This window comes from Citreicella sp. C3M06, assembly GCF_018860705.1.
Taxonomy (GTDB): Bacteria; Pseudomonadota; Alphaproteobacteria; order Rhodobacterales; family Rhodobacteraceae; genus Salipiger.
In genome coordinates this window covers 1-23604 of sequence record NZ_JAHKQA010000047.1, presented here as the reverse complement: position 1 = coordinate 23604, position 23604 = coordinate 1, and the positions used below count along the sequence as shown (strand labels likewise).

Genomic DNA, 23604 nt, shown 5'->3' with positions numbered 1-23604 from the left:
CAAAGCGCTGCCCTCTGAGCCGGCGCGCGATGCCTGCCATCCTCGCGGCAACGCTGCCAATGGGCGGCAAGGCCAGATCGACAGATTTTCCAATCCCGCCCCCCGGCGCGATGCGGCAAAAATTGCAACGATCATCGCGGAACATTGCACAAGCAGCCGACAGTTCATCTGGTCTGCCAAGCTGCGCGACATTGTTGATAAACGTCACCATGCGCGGCGGCGAGCAATCGCCCCAGGGCGAACGAGGGCTTGCCCTTTTCTCGGATGCCGCTGTGCAGCCCCCTTGGCACACATGCGACGGGACACGCGGTGATCGTCGCCCCCGGCAGGCCCCGCAGCGCAGCGCGTTGCACCAGATTGTCCGGGGACAATATCGACTGTCTGGTGATGGGACTGACGACCGCCCTGCCCCTATAGGTCATGCGCGATGGACTGCCGCGCCATGGCAATGAAGTGACGCCAGCTTGGGCTGAACTCCAGACGCTCGTTCATCAGCTGCACTTTGGCGACGATGCGGGCGGCGTGAATTTCTGCGGTTCGCTCGGTTTAAGAAACACCGCGAGGCAAGTCGACCCCGTGCGGGCGCGCAGCGGCGCCGGGATCTCTGAGCGGAGCTTTCCGTGAAATGGTTCAGATTTAGAAATCAGACGCTCCGGCGTGGCTTGCTTGCTGCCGTCTGATCATCTTGGACTCAAGCCCACGCAGGGCAATCTCGTGCAGGATCCGGATCAGCGGTGCCCGACGGTTTTGGTGGAATGGCGAAGATACGCCTGGCCTTCACCCGGAGATCTGCCTGTGCCGGGTCACTGGTTGACCGCACCTGACGGGTGCCAAGTTCAAGCGCATTTTGCACGGGCAAGAGCCTTGTGAGCCGCTTTCGGTATCGCTGCCTTTTGTTGTGACGCTCGTCTATGTGCACTGGGAAGAATCTCAACTGGTCAGCAGAGACATGCCAGTCCCGGACCGTTGTCCGCGGACAACGCCAAAGGCTTGCTCCTGCGTTTGCGCCGCAGTTGTTGTCCGCGGACAACTGACGTTGCGCACATGGCGCAGCAATGCCGAGGGGTCGAACCTCTCGTCGGGCTTCCCAAGCAGTAGCCGATAGAAATAGGCGCCAGCTGATCGGACCTTGTCGCCAAGTTGCAAAATCGACAGCGTCGCAATCGCAGCGCAACCAGGCCCAGCGTTCCGTTCGGCTTTGGCGTAGATCGTCGGGTCTATGCCAAGCATCGGTGCAAGCAACCTCCCGTGGCGTACAAGATCACGGTCAGTGGTGATCGGCGCTTGGGCGTAGAGCCTCGCTTCGGGGCAGGCGTCGAGCACGTCACGAACATCGATCGGATCGGTCTTATCAATAAGTTCTTTATTTGAGTTCTGATGGTGGCGGACATTTTGGCTGTCGCTGGCGGACATCTGCGGCGCTGCGACGTCGGATTCGAGGATATGTTCACAGGGTTGTCCAAGCCGCGCCAGAAGCATTTCGCAGTCGGTTTCGGTCAGCTTGCGGCGCAGGGCGCGCAGGATCTCGCTGGCCAGCGCATCATCTGGATCGGCGGCAAGGCGGCGCGCCGACAGCGCGCGCAGGCGGGTCTTGAGCAGCGCCAGTCGTTCGCCAAGCGCATCCGCCTGCGCGGCCAGTTCCGCAAGTTCCGCGAAGCGCGCGTAAAGCGGCGACAGATCGAAGCCAAAGCGCAGGCAAAGCCCTTCGCTGCGACTGCGTTTGACAAAGCGTTTGCGGTTGGCGCTGTCGCGTCGAACCATCAGCCCGGCCTCGATCAGCAGCGCCACGTGACGGCGGATCGTCCGGTCTGTGACACCGTTGCGCCGCGCCACCAGCGTTTCATTCGAGGCGAACACCGTGTGATGGTGCCGCTTTGGCGGAAGACAGGACAGCAACGCGTCCAGCGTCGCAAGGGCAGGGGGCTTGAGGCCGATCAGCGATGCGGCACGCCGCAGCACCGACATGACGACATGCCGCTCTGGAAGGTTGTCCGTGGACAACAGCTCTGATTGCCGCTGCCGATGTGGCGCGGAGACTTCGGTAAATGCCATCGCTTAATCACGGCATCCAAAAATTCGGATGACCCCCAACGTACTTTTTCAACGAAAAGACGCAAAAAGACACCCAGCCGAATCGGCCGGTGTTGACTGTGGCGGAGAAGCTGTTAGATCTGAGGGTGCAAAGCACAGATCGGGCTCTCCAAGGGAAACTTTGGGGGGCTCTTTCTTTTCCGGGCTGCGTCGTGCTCCTTTTCTGGGTTTCTTGGGAATGTCCGGTCAGTCGCGCTGCGACGACCAGATGTCATACAGCCGCGACAACTCGTCCTCGGCATTGGCTTCGAGCCAATCGGCAAAGCCCGGCGCATCGCTGCGCGATAGCTTCAGCGTCAGGGCACGGGCGGTGCTGCGAAGCTCGGCGATTCTGGTGCCATCGCTGTGGATGACGGGGGTTGCGCCCGAGGCGCGCGGCGGTTTCTGTTGGCGCCCTGCCACGGCAGCTGCGAGCATTTCAAAACGCGCATCCGAAGATGCGACCGTGTCGAAGGGCATCGGCGCGGTCAGCGCGACAAGGTCGATGTCGCCATCGCGCACCGCATCCGCCATGTCTTCCCAGCGCCGCCGGCCAATGCCATGCGCCGGGCCGACCTGCTGGATGACCGCCGCCGGAATATGCCGCGCCACCTTGTTCATGCGCGACAGCATCGGCTTGTCGACGGCCAGCGCATCCATCACGATCTCCGGCGCATAGCCCGCATCGGACAGCTCGCGGATGAACAGCGCCTTTTCGATGAAGGACGGGTCAAGCCGCTGGCTGTTCTCATGGCCTTGCGCAAGAATCGCCTCTTCGTCGGAGAGCGAGCGGACCAGCGCCTTGGCCTTGAGTCCCAGCCCCCGCAACGCCCGCAGACGCCGCCGTCCATAGACCACGCGGAATCGTCCGGGCTGATCGGGCAGCGGGCGCACCATGATCGGCACCTGCTGGCCATGGGCGCGGATCGACGCGGCCAGCGCATCGACCTCGGCCTCGCCAAAGGCAAGCCGGTCACTGGGGCCACCATCGTCGATCAAATCGGGGTCGAGTTCACGCACGGCATTGCTCGACAGATCCTTGAGCGTCGAGCGCACGCCGCTCATGGTGCCGGTCTCGGGAAAGCGCGGCTTTGCCGGGGCGGGCTGATCGCTCGGCGGGGGAGGGGGCTGAAACAGGTTGCGTCGTGCCATCAGTCGGTACCCCGTCCCCATGCGGCCTGAATCGTGGCCTCGAATTCATCGGCGACCCCGTTGACGCTTTCGAGAATGCGCTCAAGCGTCTTGCGGACAACCTGCCCGGGGTCGATTTCGTAGATCGTCTGTTGCGTCATGCCCGCATCCGAAATCGCGGTGGATTTCAGCATCGGCGCGTTGAGCACTTGGTCGAGCAGGATCGAGCGCAGGAACCCGGCCATCTGCGATTGCGGCACATCGGTCGGCTCGTAGCGTGCAACGAGAAACTTTAGAAAATCCCAATCGATCGTCCCGGCCGCGTCTTCGAGCGCGCGAATCGTCTCGCCCGCCATTTCGAGGAACTGCGCCATCGAGGCGACGTCGAGCATCGAGGGCACCACAGTGATCAGCAGCCCGGTCGAGGCCAGCAGCGCCGACATGGTGGTAAAGCCCAGCTGCGGCGGGCAGTCGATGATCACGAGGTCGTAGTCGTCTTCGATCTCGTCCAGCGCGACGGCGAGCCGCTGGGTAAACGGCGGCTCGATGCGATGTTGCAGCGCATAGGCGGTTTCGGTCTCGTATTCCGACAGCATCAGCCCGGCGGGGGCCAGATCGAGCTTGTGGAAATAGGTTTTGCGGATGATCTCGCTCAGGGGCAGGGGGTCTTCGTAGCGCAGCGCGTCGTAGATCGTGCCGCCCTCGGCGAATTCGATTTCGGGCCGGTACCCAAACATGGTGGTCAGGCTGGCCTGCGGGTCCATATCTAGTGCCAGAACGCGATATCCACGCAGGGCATAGCGCTGCGCAAGATGGATCGCGCTGGTGGTTTTCGACGAGCCGCCCTTGAAATTCACGATGCTGATGATCTGCATCTTGTCGCCATCGCGGCGGCCCGGCAGGTAGGTGTCGCCGTTGCGACCGGTGCGGGCCATGATATGACGGATCTGGTCGATCTCTTCGGCGGTATAAGAGCGGCGGCCGCGGCTGTCGGTCTCGACCTCGGGGAAATCGCCATCCTGATGCCGGGTGCGCAGGTTCGACATGCTGATGCCGGTCAGCTCGGACACTTCGGCGGCGCTGAACCGGCGCAGGGTCTTGCGGCTTTCGGGCCGGAAGCTGTTGCGCATGTGATCATTGAGCGCCAGAGACAGGCGCTCGGCGTTCGCGGAAATCGAATGGGCGACGGAATTTCCGCCGATATTCGTCTCGGTCGAGGTCATGCTGCTCTTGCCTCTTGTGGCCTCTTGTCGGACCGTCTTCATGTCGACGCGTAACGGCGCGTCTGGCGCGTTTTTGCGTCGATAAAGTTAATTGCACGCAAGAGTTGGATCCACAACAATTTTCTTGATCCCAAGCGGTCGCAGGATCGAACGAAAGCTTAGGCAATGGCTTTGCGCCGTCGGATAGCCGGTTGTATTCCATGGAAAAACCGCGATTCTGCCCGATTTTGACGCCCCGGCGCCCAGTTTGGCCCGCAGGCAATCGCCCGGTCAGCTTGGGCCGCAACAGCCCGATCCGCCCTGTGGATGATTCCCGGCGGGCGGCGCGCGAAACCGGTGATCGGCACCTTTACCCATGCGGCCCCGCCGTGCATCCATGTCTCAGGGCTGACGGCCCCGGCGAAGCAAAGAACAAGGAACCCTCCAATGTCCCAGACCTGTGCCCTTCTTGGCGCGCCGATCGAGACCGGCGCATCGCAACGTGGCTGCCTGATGGGGCCGGCCAGCCTGCGCACCGCCGGGCTCGCCGAGGATCTGGCCGCGCTTGGATGGCAGGTCAACGATCTGGGCGATGTCAGCATCGCCCCGCAAGAGCCGCAGGCCCATGCCAACCCGGCGCTGCACCATCTGGCGGAAACCTCCGCCTGGATCGAGGTCTTGACGCAGGCGGCCTATGACGCGGGGCAGGCGGGCGATCTGCCGATCTTCATGGGCGGCGATCATTCGTTGTCGGCGGGAACCGTTCCGGCCATGGCGCGGCGCGCGCAGGATCAGGGGCGCCCGCTGTTCGTGCTCTGGCTTGACGCGCATCCCGATCTGCACACGCTTGAAACCTCGCAAAGCGGCAATCTGCACGGCACGCCGGTGGCCTATTTCACCGGCCAGCCGGGGTGCGAGGGCTATCCGCCGCTGCAGGCCGCTGTCGATCCGCGCAACGTCTGCATGATGGGCATTCGCTCGGTCGATGGCGCCGAGCGCGCGCGCATCACCGAAATCGGGCTCGAGGTGCATGACATGCGCGCCATCGACGAGACCGGCGTGCTGGTGCCGCTGCGCGCCTTTCTGGCGCGGGTGCAGGCCGCGAGGGCGATGCTGCACGTCTCGTTCGACGTGGATTTCCTCGACCCTGCAATCGCGCCTGCCGTCGGCACCACGGTGCCCGGCGGCGCCACTTTCCGCGAGGCGCATCTGATCATGGAGACGCTTTGCGACAGCGGCCTTGTCACCTCGCTGGATCTGGTCGAGCTGAACCCGTTCCTTGACGAGCGCGGCAAGACCGCCAAGCTGCTCTGCGATCTCACCGCAAGCCTGTTTGGTCGCCGCGTGCTGGACCGGATGACGCGCAGTTCCTTCTGAACAACCGCGCCGGGGCGGGCGCTGGTCGGCCCCGGATTTGCGAGCTGCACAGGAAATCGGCGCAGATTGTCGGATCTGCGAATTTTCGCATCGGTGATATTTGCAGGATCAAGGTTTTTCGCGCCCGGTCTGGCTGGTCCGCCCATTCGCGATCACCCAACTGTGGATGATTGCGCGGGCGCAGCCCCCGGATCGCCTTGCCGCAAAGGATTGACCATGCCGAACCCGTTTCACCTGTCGTATTTCCTGCAGGGATCCAGCGTCCATGCCTGGGGCGCGCCCTTCATCGGCACCATCGGGCAGGACTGGCAGAGCGCCAGCTTTTTCAAAGAGCTGGCGCAGGGGCTGGAACGGGCCTGTTTCGATTACCTGTTGATCGAGGATTCGATCTATGTGGGCGAGAACTGGCAGGGCTCGCGCGATCTGTTCCTGAAAACCGGGCTGTGCATCCCGCGTCAGGAACCCTCGGTGGTGGCGACGCTGCTGGCGGCGGCCACCTCGCGGCTGGGGATCGTGCCGACACTGTCGACCTTTGCCTATCACCCTTATCTGACGGCGCGCATCACCGGCACGCTCGACCAGATTTCCGGCGGGCGGGCCGGGTGGAACATGGTCACCGGATCTTCGGATTTCGCGGCGCAGAATTTCGGCATGCCGGCGATGCCCGAACATGATCAGCGCTATGTCATGGCCGAGGAATACGCGCAGATCGTCAAGGGGCTCTGGGGCAGCTGGGCGCCGGGCGCGCAGGTCGGCGGGCTGGTGCCGGGCGAGGATCAGGGCCAGCTGTTCGATCCGGCCAAGGTCAACACCATCGATTTTCAGGGTGAATACTATGCCTCGCGCGGGCCGCTCAATTCCGGCCCGACAGTGCAGGAGCGCCCGGTCATCGCGCAGGCGGGCGGCTCGAAGATGGGCATCGAATTTGCGGCGCGCCATGCCGATACCATCGTCGCCGCGCCCCACGGGGCCGAGAACATGCGCGCCTATCGCGATCAGGTCCGCGCGCAGATGGTGCAGAACGGGCGCGACCCGGACAGCTGCAAGGTGCTGTTCCTGATCTCGCCCATCGTCGAGGAAACCGAGGAGATGGCCCGCTGGAAGGCCGACCAACGCCGGATCGAGGCCGAACAGAACATGGATATGCGCCTTGCCCGGCTGGGCTGGACCATCAACATCGACTTTTCGGAATTCGATCTCGACCAGCCGGTGGGCGAGCTGACAACCAACGGCCACCAGAGCAGTCTGAAGCAGTTCCTTGAACGGGCGGGGGCGCGGACGCTGCGCGAAGCGGTGCTCGATACCGCCAGCAAGGGCTATGGCGTCGATCTGGTCGGCACGCCCGACAGCGTCGCCGCGCAGATGCAAGAGGTGATGCAGACCGCTGGCGGCGATGGCTTCCTGATCACGCTGGGCGATCTGTCGCGCCGCTCGCTGGCGGGGATCACCGATGGGCTGGTGCCAGCCTTGCAGCGCCGCGGGCTGGTGCGCAAAAACTACGAACACGCCACGCTGCGCGACAATCTTCTGGCCTTCTAGGCGGGCAGAAGATTGCCCTGTTGCGGGCAAACCAGACCCGTTACGGTCGCGCCAGATATCACCGGAGGCCAGACATGGAACTTATTGCGAAAGCGACCGCATTGGTGGGCGGCGCCGTGGCGCTTGCCCGCCGCATTGGCGCACCCGCCCATCAGGCCGTGGGCACGGCCCCGCAAATCCCCGAGGCCCGCAAACAGGGCATCATGACGCTGAAGATGCCCACCGCCAAAGGCTGGGAAGACGGCCATGTCCCGACCTGCGCGCCGGGGCTGAAGGTCAACGCTTTTGCCAGCGGGCTGGACCATCCGCGCTGGATCGAGGTCTTGCCCAATGGCGATGTTCTGGTGGCTGAATCCAAGGGAGAGGCCCGCCCGCCGCGCAAGCTGATGGATCACGCGGCGCAGGCGACCATGCGCCGCGTCAAGGCCATCGGGGTCAGCGCCAACCGCGTCAGCCTGTGGCGCGACGCCGATGGCGATGGCGTGGCCGAGCAGCGCGAGGTCTTTGTCGAGAACCAGAGCCAGCCCTTTGGCATGGCGCTGGTGGGGGATAAATTTTACCTTGGCAACACCGACGGCATCGTAGAGTTCGACCATGTTGCGGGGGCGACCTCGTTGCAGGGCAGCGGGCGCAAGCTGGTGGATTTCAAACCGGGCGGCCACTGGACGCGCAGCCTGCTGGCCTCGCCCGATGGCAGCCGGATCTATGCCGGGGTCGGATCGCTGTCGAATATCGGCGATCACGGGATGGAGGCCGAAGAGGGCCGCGCCGCGATCTGGGAGCTGGACGTGGCAAGCGGCGAGGCGCGGATCTTTGCCTCGGGGCTGCGCAACGCCGTCGGCATGGCGTGGGAGCCGACCACCGGCGCGCTCTGGACGGTGGTCAATGAACGCGACGGGCTGGGCGACGAAACGCCGCCCGACTACCTGACCTCGGTGCAGGAGGGCGGCTTTTACGGCTGGCCCTATTGCTACTGGGGCCAGACGGTCGATGACCGGGTGCCGCAGGACGCTGCGCTGGTGGCGCGCGCCATCACCCCCGATTATGCGCTTGGCGGGCACACCGCGTCGCTCGGGCTGTGCTGGATGCCAGCGGGCACCTTGCCGGGGTTCGGGGATGGCATGGTGATTGGCCAGCACGGGTCGTGGAACCGCTCGAAGCTAAGCGGCTACAAGCTGATCTTTGTGCCCTTCGAAAACGGTGCCCCCAGCGGGCCGGCGCGCGACATCCTGTCCGGCTTCCTGTCGGAAGACGAAAAGACCGCCTATGGCCGCCCTGTCGGCGTCACCATCGGGCCGGACAAGGCCTCGCTGCTGATGGCCGACGATGTCGGGGATGTCATCTGGCGGGTGAGCGGGGCCTAGCGCCCCGGCTTATCCCGCCAAGGCCCTGACCAGCCAAAGCACCAGCGGCAGGCTGGCCAGCGCCGCAAGGGTCTGGGCGGTGACGATCCCGGCCATCAGCGGCCCATCGCCGCGCAACTGCCGGGTCAGCACGTAAGCGGTTGGCGCGGTGGGCACGGCAGAAAACACGATCAACACCAGAAGTTCGGTCCGGGGCAGGGCAAAGGCATGGCCAACGATTGCCGCCAGCCCCGGCATCAGCAACAGCCGTGCGGCCCCCGCCCCGGCGAGCGCCGACAGATTGCGCCGCAGCGCCGGCAGGTTCAGCGCCGCGCCAACGCAGAGTAGCCCCAGCGGCAGGCTGCCCTGACCCAGCAGTTTCAGCAGGCTTTGCGTGCCCAATGGCAGCCCGATGCCGCTCAACGCCAGCGCAAAGCCGACAAGGCAGGCAAGGATCAGCGGATTGCGTAGCATCGTCGCCGCAAGGCGCAGCGGTTGGCGCGCGGCGCTGCCCTCGCTCAGCGCAAGGATCGACAGCACGTTGACCAGCGGCACCGCCAGCGCAAGATAGATCGCCGCCCGCTCAAGCGCGTCCGGCCCGCCCAGCAGCGCCAGCAGCGACAGCGCCAGATAGGTGTTGAACCGCACGATGCCCTGAAGCGCCGGGCCAAAGCGCGCGGCGGGCAGGGGGCGCAGCAGGCGCAGCCCCCACAGCAGCGCGGCGGCGGCGCAGATCGTGGCGATCGCCGCCCCCCCAAGGCGCAGCAGCGCCGGATCGTTTACCGGGGCATTGGCAAGGCTCGACACCAGCAGCGCCGGGAACAGCACGAAATAGTTGAGCCGTTCGGCGGCGGGCCAGAACGTCTCTGCCGGAAAGCCGCGCGCGGCCAGTGCAAAGCCAAGGCAGATCAACGCGAAGAGCGGCCAGATCGTGAGGAATAACATGCGGCTGACTGTCCTTTGCAGCGATGCGTCGCTCAGCCATAGCGCGCAAAGCCCGCCGGAACCAGCCGCCGATCCGGGCAAATCAGGATCAACGCGCGCGGCCCGCCTTCAAGGGTCAGACGCGCCTGACCGTCCAGAGGCATAGCGCGAAGAACAGCCTTGCCCAAGGCGTGGCATTGGCTTGGGCAAGGGGGGATGCTGCGGGGTCAGCCCGCCGGGCAGGCGGCGCCGGTGTCGATCCATGCCTGCGTCAGTTGTCCGAATATCTCTTGCGTGCCGGGCACCGGCTCGCGCCCGTCGCCCGGATGCCAGCCCCAGCCGACCAGCCCGTCTTCGGCGTTGTGCTCGTGCAGATCCGCAAGGGTCTTGCCGCCGTTGCGTTCGGGGTCTTTGAGCTGGGCGCAGATCTCGGCCGCGCTCTTGCCGATCCAGCCCATGCTGAGCGGGGCCAGCTGCCACGGCGAATGACCGGGGATCGAGCCGCTTCCGGTTGCAAAGGCGACGTTCTCGGAGCCATGGCAGGTGGTGCAGCGCATCCCCGGCGCGCCGAAATCCGCCACGCCGCGCACCACGGGGGGCTGGTGCATCTGCATCTGCATGCCTTGCCGGGGCGAATTGTCGACCGGGTGGCAATTCATGCAGCGCGGGTGTTCGATCACCACCAGCATTTCCTCGAACAGCGCGACCGAGCGGTCGGCCTCGGACTCGATGCCGGCGAATTCATCGGGGGTGCGCAGCCCGTCCACCGTGTCGGCAAGCGCGGGCGCACCGCAAAGCAGCGCCGCGATCAGGATCTTCTTCATGGCTCAGACTCCGGCTTTGGCGAAGGGCAGGGTGGTGACATTGGTGCCGCTCAGGGCGCGCCATGCATTGGCGATGGCCGGGCCGATGGGCGGCAGGCCCGGCTCGCCAACGCCGGTGGGATCGGCGTCCGAGGCGATGATCTCGACCATCACGTCGGGCATCTCGTGAATGCGCAACATGCGGTACGTGTCGAAATTCGACTGCATCACCGTGCCGCCCGGTGCCAGCGTGATCTCGTCGAACAGCACGCTGCCGATGCCAAAGCCGATGCCGCCTTCCATCTGCGCGCGGATCACGTTGGGATTGACCGCCACGCCGCAATCGACGGCGCACCAGACGCGGGTGACGTGCGGCATGCCGCCGCGATCCTCGACCTCGGCGATCTGGGCGACATAGGTCTCAAAGCTTTCATGCAGCGCGACGCCGTAGCCCTTGCCATCCCTGACCTTGGTTCCATCCCAGCCCGCCATCTGCGCCACCTTTTCCAGCGCCGCGCGATCGCGCCCCGCCTCGGGTTTCATCAGCTCTAGCCGCCCCTGCACCGGGTCTTTGCCCTGCGCCTCCAGCACCATGTCCAGAAACACCTCGGTGGCGTAGCCGGTGTGCGAATGCCCGACCGAGCGCCACCACAGCACCGACACCGGGCTGTCCACCTGCGCCCAGCCGATGCGCGCATGGCGCAGATCATAGGGCATCTTGGTCGCGCCCTCATAGGCGGTCGGGTCCATGCCGTCCTGCATCATCTGCGCCATCGGGCCGCCCGCCATGATCGACTGGTTGGCGATGACGTCTTCCCAGCCCAGCAGCGTGCCGTCTTCGGCCAGCCCGGCGCGCATGCGGTGTACGGTCAGGGGGCGGTAATAGCCGCCCGCCAGATCGTCTTCGCGGGTCCAGACCAGTTTATAGGTGCCCGGTCCGCCTGCCTTGGCGACCTCGGCCAGCTCGGCGGCGAAATGGGCGGTGTCCTGCGCGCGCCGGCCAAAGCTGCCGCCCGCCAGCATCACGTTCACCGTCACGGCCGAGGCATCAAGGCCCAGCACCCCCGCCACGGCGGGCAGGTCGAGCGCCGGGAATTGCGAGCCCATCCAGACCTCGACCCCGTCCTCGCGCAGTTCGATCACCCCGTCGAGCGGCTCCATCGGGGCGTGGGCAAGATAGGGAAAGCGGAACTCTGCCTCGATGATCTGCGCCGCGCCGTCGATACCGGTCGCGCCATTGCCGATCAGTTCGGCATCCTTGCCCCCCTCGGCGGCGATTTCGGAAAAGGCGGCGTAGATTTCATCGCTCGATCGGGTCTCGGCGTTGCTGTCATCCCAGTCGATGCGCAGCGCGTTGCGCCCCTTGATCGCCGCATAGGTCGAGGCTGCGTAAACCGCGATGCCCTGCGGGATCTGCTGCACGGCGCTGACGCCGGGCAGCTTCAGCGCCTCTGCCGCATCGAAGGACGCGACGGTTCCGCCGAAATTCGGCGGGTGGGCGACGGTGACGGTCTGCATGCCGTCGCGGTACAGATCCATGGTAAAGGTCGCGGTGCCATTGGTCTTGGCGGCGGTGTCGAGCTTGGGCAGATCGGTGCCGATCAGCACGAACTGATCGGCGGTCTTGACAGGCGGGTCCTCGGGCGGGGTCAGCTGCGCGGCGGCATTGGCCAGCGCGCCGAAACTGGCGGTCTTGTCGCCGTGGCGGACAACGCCCTTTGAAACGGTGATTTCCGACGCATCGACGCCCCAGTCGGCGGCAGCGGCAGCCACCAGCATCGCCCGTGCCGCCGCCCCGGCCTTGCGCATCTGCATGTAGCTGTTGGCCATGGCGGTCGACCCGCCGGTGCCCTGCAAGCCAAAGGCAAGGTTCTTGTAGAGCGCGTTGTTGGCGGGGGCAGCCTCGGCGCGCATCTGCGACCAGTCGGCATCCATTTCCTCGGCAACGAGGGTGGACAGGCCGGTATAGGGCCCCTGACCGAATTCGATATGCTTGATCATCACCGTGACGGTGTCATCGGGCGCCACCCGCACAAAGGCGTTGGGCGCAAAGCTGGCATCCCCCGTGGCCCCGCCGGACAGCGCGGCGGCGGCGCCCGACTGGGCGCGGGCGGCAATGGGCAGCGACAGGCCGATCACCAGCCCGGCGGAAGAGGCCAGAAACCCTCTGCGGTTCATCTTGGTCATGGCTCAACCCTCCAGCGTGTCGGCGGCGTCATGGATCGCCTTGCGAATGCGCACATAAGTGGCGCAGCGGCAGATGTTGCCGGCCATGGCGTTGTCGATATCTTCGTCGCTGGGCTTCGGAATTTCGAGCAGCAGCGCAGTGGCACTCATCACCTGCCCGGACTGGCACCAGCCGCATTGCGGCACGTCGAGATTTTCCCACGCCGCCTGAACGGCCTGCGCCTCGGGGCCGTCGATGCCTTCGATGGTGGTGACAGAGCTGCCGTCGATGGTGCCGATGGGGGTGACGCAGCTGCGCCGGGTCATGCCGTCGAGCATCACTGTACAGGCCCCGCATTGCGCCACGCCGCAGCCGAATTTTGTGCCGGTCATCTTCAACTCGTCCCGCAGCACCCAAAGCAGGGGGGTGTCATCGGGGACGTCGACCGTCACCTCTTTGCCGTTGAGTTCGAACCTGGCCATGCGGTCCTCCGTTGGATCTGCGTCTTTGCTGGGCTTGCAGGGGCAGGTAGGACGTTTTGTCGCAGTGTCTATAGATCGCAGAAGGGCGGCTGGCCGCATGGCGCGCTGCCCGCAAGTGCAGGCCGCTCTGGCGCAGGGTGGTTTTCGGGCGCGGAGGCCTAGATTTGTAGCGGCGTGTCAGAACGGCAAGGGGGCGTTGTCCTTGACCTCCTTCATTACGAAAAACGTTCTGGTCTGCCGCACGCCCGGCAAGGCGATCAGTTGCTTGCCGTGCAGCTTGTTGAAATCAGACATGTCCCGAACGCGGATCTTCAGCAGGTAGTCGAAATCGCCCGCCACGAGGTTGCAATCAAGCACCTCTTTCATCCCGATCACCGCCTGTTCGAAGGCCGCAAAGCTTTCCGGCGTCGAGCGATCGAGAACCACGCCAACCATGACGACCGATCCAAGGTTGACCGGCTCTGGCGCGATCTGGGCGTGGACGCCGGTGATGAACCCGTCTTCGAACAGCCGCTGGGTCCGGCGATGACAGGTGGCCGGGCTGACATTCACCCGCGCCGCCAGATCGGCATTGCTCAGACGACCGTCGCTTTGCAGGGCCCGCAGGATATTGATGTCGATTCGGTCCAGATCGCCCATGAAAGAATCTTCCGTTTTTTATGCTAGTTTTGCGAATTTAGGCGATTGCGTAACCTGTAATCCATACAGATGCGCAAATAATCGGGCAAGTTTGGAAGCACCTTTCCAGAGGTTTTCGCTACCGTCAGGGCAGACACCCATTTTGGAGACGCCCGATGTCGATGCTTGAACCATTCGCACGCTACCCGCTCACCTACGGCAAGACGCCGATCGAACACCTGCCGCGCCTGACCGAGGCGCTTGGCGGTAAGGTCGAGATCTACGCCAAGCGCGAAGACTGCAATTCCGGGCTGGCGATGGGCGGCAACAAGCTGCGCAAGCTGGAATATATCGTGCCCGATGCCATCGCCGAGGGGGCCGACACGCTGGTTTCCATCGGTGGGGTGCAATCCAACCACACCCGCATGGTGGCGGCGACGGCGGCCAAGCTGGGGATGAAATGCGTGGTGATTCAGGAAAGCTGGGTGCCGCATCATGATGCGGTCTATGACCGGGTCGGCAATATCCAGATGACCCGGCTGATGGGCGCGGACAGCCGTCTCGTCGATGACGGGTTCGATATCGGCATTCGCAAAAGCTGGGAAGACGCGATCCAGTCGGTCCGCGAGGCCGGGGGCAAGCCCTATGCGATCCCGGCGGGGGCGTCGGTGCACAAGTTCGGCGCGCTTGGCTATGTCGGGTTCGCCGAAGAGGTCGCCGAGCAGGAACAGGAGCTTGGCTTTCAGTTCGACTATATCGTGGTCTGCGTGGTCACCGGCTCGACGCAAGGCGGGATGATCGTTGGCTTTGCGGCGCAGGATCGCGCCGATCGGGTCATCGGCATCGACGCCTCTGGCACCCCGGATCAGACCCGGGCGCAGCTGCGCGGCATCGTCGACAGAACCGCCGAGCTGGTCGGGCTGGGGCGCGCGCTGCGCGAGGATGAAATCGTCATCAACCCCGACTATGCCTATCCCGCCTATGGCGTGCCCTCAACCGATACCAACGAGGCTATCCGACTTGCCGCGCGCACCGAGGCGATGATCACCGACCCGGTCTATGAAGGCAAATCCATGCAGGGCATGATCGACCTGACGAGGAAAGGGGTCTTTCCCGAAGGGTCCAGAGTTCTTTATGCCCATCTTGGCGGTGCGCCCGCGCTGAACGGCTACAGCTATCATTACAAAGACGGCTGACTTAGCGTCGCCGCCCACGATCCGCCGGGCGGCCCAGCCAATTCCCCTGCGTGCCCCGGATGAGCATCCCGCAGGGGATGAGCCGCGCCGACACCCGCTGTGTGCAGGGGGATCGGATCAGGGGCGGGGGCCGCCACGACATTTTCCGGCTTACAGACGCGGGCACTGGTGATGGCGCCTCGCTTGCGTCAGGCCTTGCGCCGGATCGTGCCGACAAGCTCGGTTGCCTCGGCCAGCGTGTTGGAGATCGTGCCGTATTTGCGCAGGTTGCGGTGCAGCAGGGCAAGGCGCTGGTCGCTCTCGTCGGTCTCCACGACGATGTCATAGGCAATGCGCAGCATCTTTGGCGGGCTGTCCTGCCGGGTGCCGTGCAGGCTGATCTCGATGCCGCGCATGTCGAATGCCAGCATCGGGGTCACCCGCTCGGCCCCCTTCAGAAGACAGGCCGCAAGGCTGGCCAGCAGCATCTCGGCCGGGTTGAAGGCGTCGGCTCTGCCCGCCATGTCAGTGTCGAGCACGATCCGCGCCTGCTTGGCCTCGGCCTCAGAGCCGTGGCTGTCGAGCCGCCGTGCGGTGACGTGATACTCAAGCATCGGTCCCATTCCATCTGTTGCAAGGCCGCCCTGCCAGCGCGCCGCGCAGCGGCAACCGCCGGAGGGGCGCACCGGCAGGGCAGGGCGCGGTTTATGCGCTCAGCCAGGTTTCGAGCTTTGCCGCATCCGGCAATCCGCCCGCGTGGACCAGCTTGCCATCGACCGAAACCCCCGGCGTGGACATCACGCCCGCCATGGCGATGGATTTCGCATCAGAGATCTTTTCCACCGTGACCTTCACGCCCAGCCGGGCGGCCGTGTCCCTGACCATGGCTTCGGTGGCCTCGCAGCGTTTGCAGCCCGGGCCGTAGATTTTGACGGTTTTCATCGCAGAGACCTTTCAGAGCAGGATGTTGAACAGATAGCCGGTGGCCAGAATGCCAGCCGCCACGACGGCAATGAAAATCGCGATGAGGCGGAGTTTCAGCACCTGTTTGAGGATGATCATCTCGGGCAGGCTCAGGGCGATCACCGACATCATGAAGGCCAGCGTCGTGCCAAGGGCCGCGCCCTTGTCCAGAAGCGCCTCGACGATGGGAATGACACCGGCCGCATTGGTATACATCGGCACCCCCACGACGACGGCGGCGGGCACCGACCACCATGCGTCGTCGCCCATGATCCGCAGCATCACCGCTTCGGGCACATAGCCATGGATCACCGCGCCGATGCCGATGCCCGCGAGCACCCAGATCCAGACCTTGCCGACGATCTCGCGCACCTGCTCCAGACCGATCTTCAGGCGGTCCACCAGCGTCAGCCGCTCTTCGGGAAAATCGCCCACGGGGCCGGCGTTCAACTCGCGCACCCAGTCCTGCAGATACCGTTCCAACCCAAGCCGCCCAAGAACGAACCCGGCCACGTTGGCGATGGTAAAGCCGAACACCAGATAGATCGTCGCGATCTGCCAGCCGACCAGACCATACAGCAGCCCAAGGCCCACCGGCCCGACCATCGGCCCGGCGATCAGAAACGAAAACGTCACGCCCAGCGGAATCCCCGCCGAGACGAAGCCAATGAACAAGGGCACCGAAGAACACGAACAGAACGGCGTCAGCACGCCCAGAAACGAGGCCAGCGGATAGCCCCAGACCGCGTTCTTGCCGGCAAGAATGGCGCGGGTCTTTTCCGGGCTGAACCAGCTGCGCAGAACGCCGGTGACAAAGACGATGCCGGTCAGCAGCAGCAGCACCTTGGGCACGTCATAGGCAAAAAAGGCAATCGCCTCGCCGCTATGGCTGTCGCGCGCCACCGGAAACAAGGATGTGATCCATTCGGCGATCGGGCTGAGCTGACCGTAGAGCAGATACAGGGCAGCGCCAATCGCGGGCACGCCCACGTACCAGAGCCAGTCGGGCGCTTTGTGACGGGACATCGGGGCATGTGTTTCGGCGCTCATGCGGCTTTCCTTTCAAGACTGTCCTGCGCGATCAGAATCGCGTCGAGCATGCTTGCAAGTTCCGGGCTGAGAGCCGGGTTCAACCGGTAGCGGACCCATTGCGCATCGCGCCGGTCCACCACCAGCCCGGCCTGTTTCAGAACCTGCATATGACGCGACATCCGACTTTGGGTGGCGCCAAGGGCATCCATCAATTCGCAGACACAATGCTCTTGCCCATCCCGGAGCCGCCGTATGGCGGCGAGGCGTGTCGGTTCGGCGAGGGCACAGAGGGTCGGGACAATCATGGGCGCTCCTTTATATGCGCATTTGCGCATATAAAGAGGTCGCGGGCCTTGATCCTGATCAACCAGCGAGGGTGCGGGCAGAATTATTTCTGCCGCAGCGCGCCCCACATCATCGCCAGCAATGCGATATTCGCCAGCGCCAGCGCAGCGGTGAGCATCAGCGTTTCCTGCGGGCTCGACCAGCCGATCATCCATGCCCCCAGCATCGGGGCCACGGCCTGCGCGACAAGCGATGGGCGCGCCAGACGCCCCATGAGGGCCGGATAGCGCTCGGCCCCGAAAACGCTCAGCGGAAAAGACCCTCGCGCGATGGAAAACAGCCCGTTGCCGCCGCCGAAAATCACCAGCGCCGCGCCAGCGAGCTGATGATCCAGCGCCAGCAGACACAGGCCGACGGCAATGGCGATCGTTGCCGCAGCCAAGGTCCAGATCGGGTGATGGCGCCCGCGCCCGGCCATCTCCAGCACCCGCGCGCCGACCTGCGCCGGCCCGATCAACGTGCCAAGGGCAACCGCCGTCGCAAGGCTCACGCCCTCGGCCTGAAGGAAGGTGAACAGCCATGTCGCGATGGTGACGACCACCAGCCCATTGAGGATCAGCATTGCGGCCATCAGGGCAAAGATCCGGCGCTCTTTGCGGCTCAGATCTGGCAGCCGGGCGCTGTGCCTGTGGTCGCGGCTGGCTCTGGCAGGGGCTGCGGGAATGGCCAGCAGGATCAGCGGCAGGGTGCCGCAAAGATGGATCACCGCATAGGCCACCGCCACGCCCCGCCAGCCCCAAGTGTCAAGCAACAGGGTCGACAGCGGCCAGCACAGCGTGCTGGCAAACCCGCCCCAAAGGGTCAGCTGCGTGATCGCGCTCCGGGCATCGAGGCCATAAAGCCGCCCCAGCGCGGCAAAGGCCGGATCGTAAAGCCCCGCCGCCATGCCGAACCCCAGCACCAGCCAGCCAGCCCAGAATATCCAGATCTGCGTTGCCGCCGCAACGATCAACAGGCCGATGGCAATCAACAGGCAGCCAAAGGCCAGAACCGGCCGCCCGCCATAAGCGGCGATGGCGCGCCCGGTGGCGGGCGAGGCAAGGCCCGCCGTCAGCAACCCGGCCGACAGCGCGCCGGTGATCGCCTCAAGGCTCCAGCCGGTGTCCTGCGCGATCGGCGCCGCGAGCACGGCCATCAGGTAATAGGTGCTGCCCCAGGTAAAGATCATCACCACGCCAAGCGCAGAGATCACCGGCCATCGCGGCGCCGGGGCAAGGGTGATCGTCTCTGTCATCGTGTCAGGCCGGATGCCAGGGGCGCAACAGCCAGGCCGGGGCAATAGGACCGGCGCGGCGCGCTCATGCGGCATCCTGCCCCGGGCGCAGCGCGACGCCGGTGCAGCATTCTTCGGACAGGAACGCTTGCACGCGCAGCATCGCCGGATAATCGACCTTGTTGAACACCTCGCGCCCCTGTTTATCCTGCAAGACCAGCCCGGCGCTGACCAGCGTCGACAGGTGATGGGCCAGCGTCGAGGGCGCAAGATCCAGATGCTGGCCAATATCGCCAACCCGCAATCCCTGATCGCCGGCCTTTACCAGCAGACGAAAGATCGACAGGCGGGCATCGTGGCCAAGGGCGGCAAAGGCGCGGGCATGGGGGCTGCTGAGGGTCATGCCCCCTAAATAACCAGAAATCCGGTTATTTAGAAGGATTCTTTGCCGCGCCCTTGGCAAATCCCTATATCCCGGCGGCTTTGGCGTTGACGCGCGCGATCAGCGCCTCGCCGGTTTCCTTGCGCTCGCTATAGCGGTCCACGAGGTAATCGGACCGTTCCCGGGTCAGAACGGTGAATTTCATCAACTCTTCCATCACATCGACCATCCGGTCGTAATAGGGCGAGGGCATCATCCGGTCATCCTCTCCGAATTCAAGGAACGCCTTGGGCGTCGAGGACTGGTTGGGGATGGTGATCAGCCGCATCCAGCGCCCGAGGATGCGCATCTGGTTGACGGTGTTGAAGCTTTGCGAGCCGCCGCTGACCTGCATCAGCGCCAGCGTCTTGCCTTGCGTTGGGCGCACCGCCCCCAGCGACAGCGGGATCCAGTCGATCTGCGCCTTCATGATGCCGGTCATCGCGCCGTGGCGTTCCGGAGAACACCAGACCATGCCATCGCTCCATGTGACCAGATCGCGCAATTCCTGCACCTTTGGGTGGCTGGCTTCGGCATCATCCGGCAGCGGCAGGCCCGAGGGGTTGAAGAAGCGGGTCTGCGCGCCAAAGCGGGTCAGCACCCGGGCGGCCTCTTCGCTCAGCAGGCGGCTGAACGAGCGCTCGCGCAGCGAGCCGTACAGCAGCAGGATCTTCGGCGGGTTTGCCGCCGGATCGCAGGCCCCAAGCCGGTCGGCCTCGATGGGGCGGAAATGGGCCTCGTCCAGATTTGGCGTGTCACTCATTTCGGGTTCCTTTTTCGGTCTGGATCATGGTGCTGTCGTGCATCTGGGCCGGGTGTCCGGCCGGGTCGGCAGCGCGGCGCTGCTATCAGCCCATCCGGCACGGGTTCATAGCCGACCACCCCATGCGCGAGGCGCTCCGCCAGCGCCTGCATCACCGGCGGGGGCGGGCGGAAATCCATGTCGGCGACGCTGGCGGCAAACAGCCCCGCGCCGTCCTGCCCCGGCACCTTCGGATGCACCTGTCGCCGGTCGATGACTGCGCCGAAATCAAAGGTCATGCGGATGTCTCGGGGAAGCGGGCGCGGGTGCGGTTGGCGAAGGCGACGAGCGAGAGCATCACCGGCACCTCGACCAGCACCCCGACCACCGTTGCCAGCGCCGCGCCGGAATTCAGGCCGAACAGGCTGATGGCGACGGCGACGGCCAGCTCGAAGAAATTCGAGGTGCCGATCATCGCGCAGGGCGCCGCGATGCGGTGCGGCACGCGCATGACATAGGCCGCGCCATAGGCCAGCGCGAAGATGCCGTAAGACTGGATGACGATCGGCACCGCGATCAGCGCGATCAAAAAGGGGTGTTGCAGGATCGTTTCGCCCTGCAGGCCGAACAGGATCGCCACGGTCAGGATCAGGCCGACCACCGACCACGGCTTGACGCGGGCGGTGTATGCCTCGATCCGCTCGGCGCTGCGCAGCACGCGGCGGGTGGCCAGCCCGGCCAGCAGCGGCAGAACCACATAAAGCACGGTGGCCAGCGCCAGCGTTTCCCACGGCACGACGATATCTGTGACGCCCAGAAGAAACGCCACGATCGGCGCGAAGGCGACAACCATGATCAGATCGTTCACCGACACCTGCACCAGCGTGTAGGTCGCATCGCCCCGGGTCAGTTGCGACCAGACGAACACCATCGCGGTACAGGGCGCGGCCCCGAGCAGGATCAGCCCGGCGATGTATTGCGCGGCATCTTCGGGCGCGATGAAGGGGGCAAACACATGATCAAAGAACAGCACCGCAAGAAAGGCCATGGTGAATGGCTTGATCAGCCAGTTCACCGCCAGCGTGACGATCAGCCCCTTGGGTTGCCGGGCCACGCCCTTTACCGCGCCGAAATCGACGCTGACCATCATCGGATAGACCATGGCCCAGATCAGCACCGCGACGACAAGGTTGATCGAGGCAATCTCGGCGCTGGCGATGGCGGACACCAGCCCCGGCGCGACGGTCCCGATCACGATGCCGGCGATCATCGCAAGGGCGACCCATAGCGTCAGGTAGCGCTCGAACGCGCCCATGGCGTCTGAGCCGGAATTGGGTGTATCGGTCATGGTCAAATGTCCTGTTTCTGAGGCGTGACGGGGTTGCCGAGCAGCTCGGCAAAGCGGGCAGGGGCGGTGTTGCCGCCGGTGATGACGGTTGCCAGAATGCGTCCCTTATCGGCATCTTGACGCCGAGAATGGCGGCCATCCCGACCACCGCGCCCAGCAGCGTGGCGGGATAGAACAACGGCGTGCCACCCGGGTGCAGAACGATCAGGTAATCGGCCATCGGCAGCAGGGTGTTTTCGGGGTAGTCGGCGATCATGTCCGTGGGCGTGCCCGAAGCATCTCCGAGAAACAGCCGGTTCAGATTGCCATCGTCCAGCGGCGAGACCCGCAGCCCGGCATGCGCGGCGGGCAGGTTTGTCATCGCCAACAGGAGGATGTGCCCGCGGATCTGCTCTGGCGACATGTCGCGCGCCAGCCGGGGCAGGGAGATCTGCGCTGCATATCCATCGCCATGAACCCCGCTGAGCATCACCACGATCAACCCGTTGCTGCTAGGGATCGTCGCCACTGGCACTGGGATCCAGCCATAGGCCGAACGCTGCACGCAATGCGGCACAAGCAGATATCCCGCCTGTGCGCTCAGGTCGATTTCGGAGGTGATCTGCGTGCCCGACATGTCGGCCTCCTGATGCGGGTTTCATGCCGCCGCGAAGGGCGGTCTTCGATCCGGCGCAGCGGGGGTGTCGCCTGATCGCCAGCCGTGCCTGCCCCCTCGCGCGTCGTCCTTGCGGTTGGTGTATCGTCGTCATTTCGGCAATCACCGAATTCAGTCCGGGCTAAGTCACGTTTCGGAGCTTGTCAAGCTTCGTTAATTCGGGCATTGACGAAATATGGATCAAGACACCGCCATCGATGCTTTTGCAGCCCTTGCCCAACCCTCGCGGATCGCGGTGTTCCGGCTGTTGATACGGGTCGGCCCGGACGGGCTGCCAGTGCTGGAGATCTCGCGGCGGTTGAACATCGTGCCCTCGACCCTGTCGGGCCATCTGGGGATTCTGAAGCGCTCAGGCCTCCTGACCGCGACCCGGCACCAGCGCGAAATCCACTACGCGGCCAACCTGTCCGCGGTCAGCGCGTTGATCACCTTTTTGCTGGCGGATTGCTGCGAAGGGCGGATCGAGAACTGCTCGGAGGTTCTGTGCCTGCTGGACCCGCGCGCATAGGGTTTCGCCGGGCAATCACGCCCGTTGCCCGAGGCCAGATGCAGACAGCGATTGACGCGGTCGGTCCGTCGCCAAACCACGCCGTCAGGCGCGGACCGCGCTGGGGATCAGCGCTTCGGCCCAGTTCAGCAATGACGCAAGATCCGGTGTCAGCGCGGTGCCAAGACCGTCGGCATAGGCCTCGAACGCGGCGAGATGGCCGCCGCTTACGGCGACAAGAACTGGAATGCCGCAAGACAGCGCCTCGTTGATCAGCGGGCGAAAGCCGCGCCCTTCGGCTTCCTGTTTGCCGAACTTGTTGACGATGAACAGGTCGGCCCCGCGATCCAGCGCCGCCCGTGCAAGGCCCGCCGCGCGTTCCAGCCCGTCGGGATCCAGCCGGCAGCCCTGCGACTGGCTGCCAAGATCCTGACTGATGCGCACCACATCCGCGCCCGGCAGGATGTGCAGATCCATGGCGCATTTGTGCTCTGCCCCGCGGTCGAGGTTCACCTGTACCGCGCCTGCCAGCCGCACGCCTTGTGCGCCAAGCGCCTGCGCCGCAGCGGCGATCAGCCGGTCCGCCTGTCCTGCGCCGTCGGCTGTCACATATCCCAGCATCGATGCCTCCCGTTGCCTTGTGCCCGCCATGGTGGCTTGGGCGCGGCGGCGCCGCAAACAGATTTCCTCGGTTCGGGGCCGCCGATACGCCCGCTGCGCCTCGGATGTAAGTTTTAGGCTCAGGACTTCGGTAACGGGACCCCGTCCGGAGTAGACAAATGGGCTTTATACGCCCTCCAACATCGGTGAGCTGTGCGAGTGCGTTTCCCGCGTGATATCCGCCGAAACCGTGCCTCTTGGCCATTCATCACCAAACACGCCGGTCGCGCCCTGAGGAAGCTGATCACGCTACTGCTTGATCTGGTTCGCGTGCAGCTCGACATCCTGCGCCAGTTCGACCAAGATTTTCTCCAACTTGATAGCGGCCACCGCCACTTTCGACTTGAATGCCGGGTTGTGGTCCGGCGTGATCGTCATGCCATTGTCTTTTCGTCGCTCGCAGCATCATGCTGCTGTTGCGCGGAAAATCCACCTATCCCGGCTGTTCAGATTTCCAGAACCACCTCCGACCTTGTCCAAATTCGGTGCCGTTCCCTACCTTTCAGTGCACTTTGAACAGGTTTTTGCTGGGACAGAGTTTTTTTCGGAGACAGGCAGAATAGCCTTGTAACCCCCATGTTCCCTTGGCTATACGCGTCGACGGAGACGTGGCCGAGTGGTCGAAGGCGCTCCCCTGCTAAGGGAGTAGGCCCGGAAGGGTCTCGAGGGTTCGAATCCCTTCGTCTCCGCCACCTACCATTTTCATTGAATGGCCTTGGGGCGCTTGATAGCGTATAAGTATATGGAATTATGCGCTTATTCTCGTTCGTTGGTTGCGTTCGGTTCACTTCGATTGTGCTCGGTTCTGTTCGTTCCGTGGTATGAAAGGTGGTACGTCCGATGGCCTACACCTCCGGCAAACTGGCCAAGAATCTCGTCCGCACCCTCGGCCTAGGGTCAGGATTCA

24 protein-coding genes, 1 tRNA gene and 1 pseudogene are annotated in these 23604 nt (G+C 64.6%); 6 read left to right on the top strand and 20 right to left on the bottom strand.

The genetic code is table 11. From position 1 onward, the window contains the following. Positions 1 to 930: 930 nt before the first annotated feature. The 3 genes from repC to repA form a co-directional block, all read right to left on the bottom strand. Positions 931 to 2052, bottom strand: a complete 1122-nt coding sequence (gene repC / locus KO516_RS10400) for a replication initiation protein RepC (protein WP_371742069.1) — start codon at positions 2050 to 2052, stop codon at positions 931 to 933. A gap of 225 nt (positions 2053 to 2277) precedes the next feature. Beyond that, positions 2278 to 3222 (bottom strand): plasmid partitioning protein RepB, encoded by a 945-nt coding sequence (gene repB, locus KO516_RS10395; protein ID WP_216003721.1) that lies wholly within the window; start codon positions 3220 to 3222, stop codon positions 2278 to 2280. Then, a complete protein-coding gene (repA, locus tag KO516_RS10390; RefSeq protein ID WP_216003720.1) occupies positions 3222 to 4424 on the bottom strand; it encodes a plasmid partitioning protein RepA in 1203 nt (400 codons plus the stop codon). The genes repB and repA overlap by 1 nt, the downstream gene beginning before the upstream one ends. Positions 4425 to 4850: 426 nt before the next feature. Here repA and rocF point away from each other — a divergent pair, with 426 nt between their 5' ends. From rocF to KO516_RS10375, 3 genes are all read left to right on the top strand, one after another. After that, a complete protein-coding gene (rocF, locus tag KO516_RS10385; RefSeq protein WP_216003719.1) occupies positions 4851 to 5780 on the top strand; it encodes an arginase in 930 nt (309 codons plus the stop codon). A 216-nt stretch (positions 5781 to 5996) separates the two neighbouring features. Beyond that, a complete protein-coding gene (locus KO516_RS10380) occupies positions 5997 to 7319 on the top strand; it encodes an NtaA/DmoA family FMN-dependent monooxygenase (protein ID WP_216003718.1) in 1323 nt (440 codons plus the stop codon). A gap of 74 nt (positions 7320 to 7393) precedes the next feature. After that, a complete protein-coding gene (locus tag KO516_RS10375; RefSeq protein WP_216003717.1) occupies positions 7394 to 8683 on the top strand; it encodes a sorbosone dehydrogenase family protein in 1290 nt (429 codons plus the stop codon). 9 nt (positions 8684 to 8692) lie between these two features. Here the strand turns inward: KO516_RS10375 and KO516_RS10370 are convergent, their stop codons facing one another. The 5 genes from KO516_RS10370 to KO516_RS10350 all read right to left on the bottom strand — a co-directional run bounded on the left by KO516_RS10370 (position 8693) and on the right by KO516_RS10350 (position 13677). Continuing rightward, positions 8693 to 9607, bottom strand: coding sequence for an AEC family transporter (locus KO516_RS10370; RefSeq protein WP_216003716.1), 915 nt, complete (start codon positions 9605 to 9607; stop codon positions 8693 to 8695). A gap of 206 nt (positions 9608 to 9813) precedes the next feature. Beyond that, entirely contained in the window at positions 9814 to 10410 is a 597-nt protein-coding gene (locus KO516_RS10365) for an Isoquinoline 1-oxidoreductase subunit (protein ID WP_216003715.1), read from the bottom strand. Positions 10411 to 10413: 3 nt separating this feature from the next. After that, entirely contained in the window at positions 10414 to 12576 is a 2163-nt protein-coding gene (locus KO516_RS10360) for a xanthine dehydrogenase family protein molybdopterin-binding subunit (RefSeq protein WP_216003714.1), read from the bottom strand. 3 nt (positions 12577 to 12579) lie between these two features. Continuing rightward, a complete protein-coding gene (locus tag KO516_RS10355; RefSeq protein ID WP_216003713.1) occupies positions 12580 to 13038 on the bottom strand; it encodes a (2Fe-2S)-binding protein in 459 nt (152 codons plus the stop codon). A 177-nt stretch (positions 13039 to 13215) separates the two neighbouring features. Further along, positions 13216 to 13677, bottom strand: coding sequence for an Lrp/AsnC family transcriptional regulator (locus KO516_RS10350; RefSeq protein WP_216003712.1), 462 nt, complete (start codon positions 13675 to 13677; stop codon positions 13216 to 13218). 155 nt (positions 13678 to 13832) lie between these two features. Here KO516_RS10350 and KO516_RS10345 point away from each other — a divergent pair, with 155 nt between their 5' ends. Next, entirely contained in the window at positions 13833 to 14852 is a 1020-nt protein-coding gene (locus KO516_RS10345) for a 1-aminocyclopropane-1-carboxylate deaminase (RefSeq protein WP_216003711.1), read from the top strand. Positions 14853 to 15040: 188 nt separating this feature from the next. Here KO516_RS10345 and KO516_RS10340 read toward each other — a convergent pair whose 3' ends face one another. From KO516_RS10340 to KO516_RS24740, 10 genes and pseudogenes are all read right to left on the bottom strand, one after another. Then, the gene (locus KO516_RS10340; RefSeq protein ID WP_216003710.1) at positions 15041 to 15445 is read right to left on the bottom strand and encodes an OsmC family protein; all 405 of its coding nucleotides are present in this window, start codon (positions 15443 to 15445) and stop codon (positions 15041 to 15043) included. A 91-nt stretch (positions 15446 to 15536) separates the two neighbouring features. Then, positions 15537 to 15773 carry a thioredoxin family protein gene (locus tag KO516_RS10335; protein WP_216003709.1) on the bottom strand — a complete coding sequence of 79 codons (237 nt, stop codon included), beginning with the start codon at positions 15771 to 15773 and terminating at the stop codon, positions 15537 to 15539. Between the two features lie 12 nt (positions 15774 to 15785). Continuing rightward, on the bottom strand, positions 15786 to 16844 hold the full coding sequence (locus KO516_RS10330) for a permease (protein WP_216003708.1): 1059 nt from the start codon (positions 16842 to 16844) through the stop codon (positions 15786 to 15788). Beyond that, entirely contained in the window at positions 16841 to 17131 is a 291-nt protein-coding gene (locus KO516_RS10325) for a metalloregulator ArsR/SmtB family transcription factor (RefSeq protein ID WP_216003707.1), read from the bottom strand. The genes KO516_RS10330 and KO516_RS10325 overlap by 4 nt, the downstream gene beginning before the upstream one ends. 83 nt (positions 17132 to 17214) lie before the next feature. Further along, positions 17215 to 18405 carry an MFS transporter gene (locus KO516_RS10320; protein WP_216003706.1) on the bottom strand — a complete coding sequence of 397 codons (1191 nt, stop codon included), beginning with the start codon at positions 18403 to 18405 and terminating at the stop codon, positions 17215 to 17217. Positions 18406 to 18469: 64 nt separating this feature from the next. Then, on the bottom strand, positions 18470 to 18787 hold the full coding sequence (locus tag KO516_RS10315) for a helix-turn-helix transcriptional regulator (RefSeq protein WP_216003705.1): 318 nt from the start codon (positions 18785 to 18787) through the stop codon (positions 18470 to 18472). 64 nt (positions 18788 to 18851) lie between these two features. Further along, the gene (gene arsH / locus KO516_RS10310) at positions 18852 to 19568 is read right to left on the bottom strand and encodes an arsenical resistance protein ArsH (RefSeq protein WP_216003704.1); all 717 of its coding nucleotides are present in this window, start codon (positions 19566 to 19568) and stop codon (positions 18852 to 18854) included. Beyond that, entirely contained in the window at positions 19565 to 19846 is a 282-nt protein-coding gene (locus KO516_RS10305) for a hypothetical protein (RefSeq protein ID WP_216003703.1), read from the bottom strand. The genes arsH and KO516_RS10305 overlap by 4 nt, the downstream gene beginning before the upstream one ends. Next, positions 19843 to 20895, bottom strand: a complete 1053-nt coding sequence (gene arsB, locus KO516_RS10300; RefSeq protein ID WP_216003702.1) for an ACR3 family arsenite efflux transporter — start codon at positions 20893 to 20895, stop codon at positions 19843 to 19845. The genes KO516_RS10305 and arsB overlap by 4 nt, the downstream gene beginning before the upstream one ends. Positions 20896 to 21088: 193 nt before the next feature. Further along, positions 21089 to 21364 (bottom strand): annotated as a pseudogene (locus tag KO516_RS24740) (succinylglutamate desuccinylase/aspartoacylase family protein); the annotation flags it as partial. 361 nt (positions 21365 to 21725) lie between these two features. Here KO516_RS24740 and KO516_RS10295 point away from each other — a divergent pair. Then, a complete protein-coding gene (locus KO516_RS10295; protein WP_216003701.1) occupies positions 21726 to 22058 on the top strand; it encodes a helix-turn-helix transcriptional regulator in 333 nt (110 codons plus the stop codon). 84 nt (positions 22059 to 22142) lie between these two features. Here KO516_RS10295 and KO516_RS10290 read toward each other — a convergent pair whose 3' ends face one another. Both KO516_RS10290 and KO516_RS24545 read right to left on the bottom strand, forming a co-directional pair. Then, the gene (locus KO516_RS10290) at positions 22143 to 22658 is read right to left on the bottom strand and encodes a DUF2478 domain-containing protein (RefSeq protein WP_216003700.1); all 516 of its coding nucleotides are present in this window, start codon (positions 22656 to 22658) and stop codon (positions 22143 to 22145) included. A 288-nt stretch (positions 22659 to 22946) separates the two neighbouring features. Further along, the gene (locus KO516_RS24545) at positions 22947 to 23075 is read right to left on the bottom strand and encodes a hypothetical protein (RefSeq protein ID WP_256444177.1); all 129 of its coding nucleotides are present in this window, start codon (positions 23073 to 23075) and stop codon (positions 22947 to 22949) included. Positions 23076 to 23299: 224 nt separating this feature from the next. On the opposite strand from KO516_RS24545, the gene KO516_RS10285 reads away from it, so the two are divergent. Then, positions 23300 to 23389, top strand: a tRNA-Ser gene (locus KO516_RS10285). The last annotated feature ends 215 nt before the right edge of the window (positions 23390 to 23604 follow it).

Excerpts from the sequence above, each read along its gene's own strand:
- repC (WP_371742069.1), bottom strand. The coding sequence starts at position 2,052 with ATGGCATTTACCGAAGTCTCCGCGCCACATCGGCAGCGGCAATCAGAG.
- repB (WP_216003721.1), bottom strand. The coding sequence starts at position 3,222 with ATGGCACGACGCAACCTGTTTCAGCCCCCTCCCCCGCCGAGCGATCAG.
- repA (WP_216003720.1), bottom strand. The coding sequence starts at position 4,424 with ATGACCTCGACCGAGACGAATATCGGCGGAAATTCCGTCGCCCATTCG.
- rocF (WP_216003719.1), top strand. The coding sequence starts at position 4,851 with ATGTCCCAGACCTGTGCCCTTCTTGGCGCGCCGATCGAGACCGGCGCA.
- KO516_RS10380 (WP_216003718.1), top strand. The coding sequence starts at position 5,997 with ATGCCGAACCCGTTTCACCTGTCGTATTTCCTGCAGGGATCCAGCGTC.
- KO516_RS10375 (WP_216003717.1), top strand. The coding sequence starts at position 7,394 with ATGGAACTTATTGCGAAAGCGACCGCATTGGTGGGCGGCGCCGTGGCG.
- KO516_RS10370 (WP_216003716.1), bottom strand. The coding sequence starts at position 9,607 with ATGTTATTCCTCACGATCTGGCCGCTCTTCGCGTTGATCTGCCTTGGC.
- KO516_RS10365 (WP_216003715.1), bottom strand. The coding sequence starts at position 10,410 with ATGAAGAAGATCCTGATCGCGGCGCTGCTTTGCGGTGCGCCCGCGCTT.
- KO516_RS10360 (WP_216003714.1), bottom strand. The coding sequence starts at position 12,576 with ATGACCAAGATGAACCGCAGAGGGTTTCTGGCCTCTTCCGCCGGGCTG.
- KO516_RS10355 (WP_216003713.1), bottom strand. The coding sequence starts at position 13,038 with ATGGCCAGGTTCGAACTCAACGGCAAAGAGGTGACGGTCGACGTCCCC.
- KO516_RS10350 (WP_216003712.1), bottom strand. The coding sequence starts at position 13,677 with ATGGGCGATCTGGACCGAATCGACATCAATATCCTGCGGGCCCTGCAA.
- KO516_RS10345 (WP_216003711.1), top strand. The coding sequence starts at position 13,833 with ATGTCGATGCTTGAACCATTCGCACGCTACCCGCTCACCTACGGCAAG.
- KO516_RS10340 (WP_216003710.1), bottom strand. The coding sequence starts at position 15,445 with ATGCTTGAGTATCACGTCACCGCACGGCGGCTCGACAGCCACGGCTCT.
- KO516_RS10335 (WP_216003709.1), bottom strand. The coding sequence starts at position 15,773 with ATGAAAACCGTCAAAATCTACGGCCCGGGCTGCAAACGCTGCGAGGCC.
- KO516_RS10330 (WP_216003708.1), bottom strand. The coding sequence starts at position 16,844 with ATGAGCGCCGAAACACATGCCCCGATGTCCCGTCACAAAGCGCCCGAC.
- KO516_RS10325 (WP_216003707.1), bottom strand. The coding sequence starts at position 17,131 with ATGATTGTCCCGACCCTCTGTGCCCTCGCCGAACCGACACGCCTCGCC.
- KO516_RS10320 (WP_216003706.1), bottom strand. The coding sequence starts at position 18,405 with ATGACAGAGACGATCACCCTTGCCCCGGCGCCGCGATGGCCGGTGATC.
- KO516_RS10315 (WP_216003705.1), bottom strand. The coding sequence starts at position 18,787 with ATGACCCTCAGCAGCCCCCATGCCCGCGCCTTTGCCGCCCTTGGCCAC.
- arsH (WP_216003704.1), bottom strand. The coding sequence starts at position 19,568 with ATGAGTGACACGCCAAATCTGGACGAGGCCCATTTCCGCCCCATCGAG.
- KO516_RS10305 (WP_216003703.1), bottom strand. The coding sequence starts at position 19,846 with ATGACCTTTGATTTCGGCGCAGTCATCGACCGGCGACAGGTGCATCCG.
- arsB (WP_216003702.1), bottom strand. The coding sequence starts at position 20,895 with ATGACCGATACACCCAATTCCGGCTCAGACGCCATGGGCGCGTTCGAG.
- KO516_RS10295 (WP_216003701.1), top strand. The coding sequence starts at position 21,726 with ATGGATCAAGACACCGCCATCGATGCTTTTGCAGCCCTTGCCCAACCC.
- KO516_RS10290 (WP_216003700.1), bottom strand. The coding sequence starts at position 22,658 with ATGCTGGGATATGTGACAGCCGACGGCGCAGGACAGGCGGACCGGCTG.
- KO516_RS24545 (WP_256444177.1), bottom strand. The coding sequence starts at position 23,075 with ATGACGATCACGCCGGACCACAACCCGGCATTCAAGTCGAAAGTGGCG.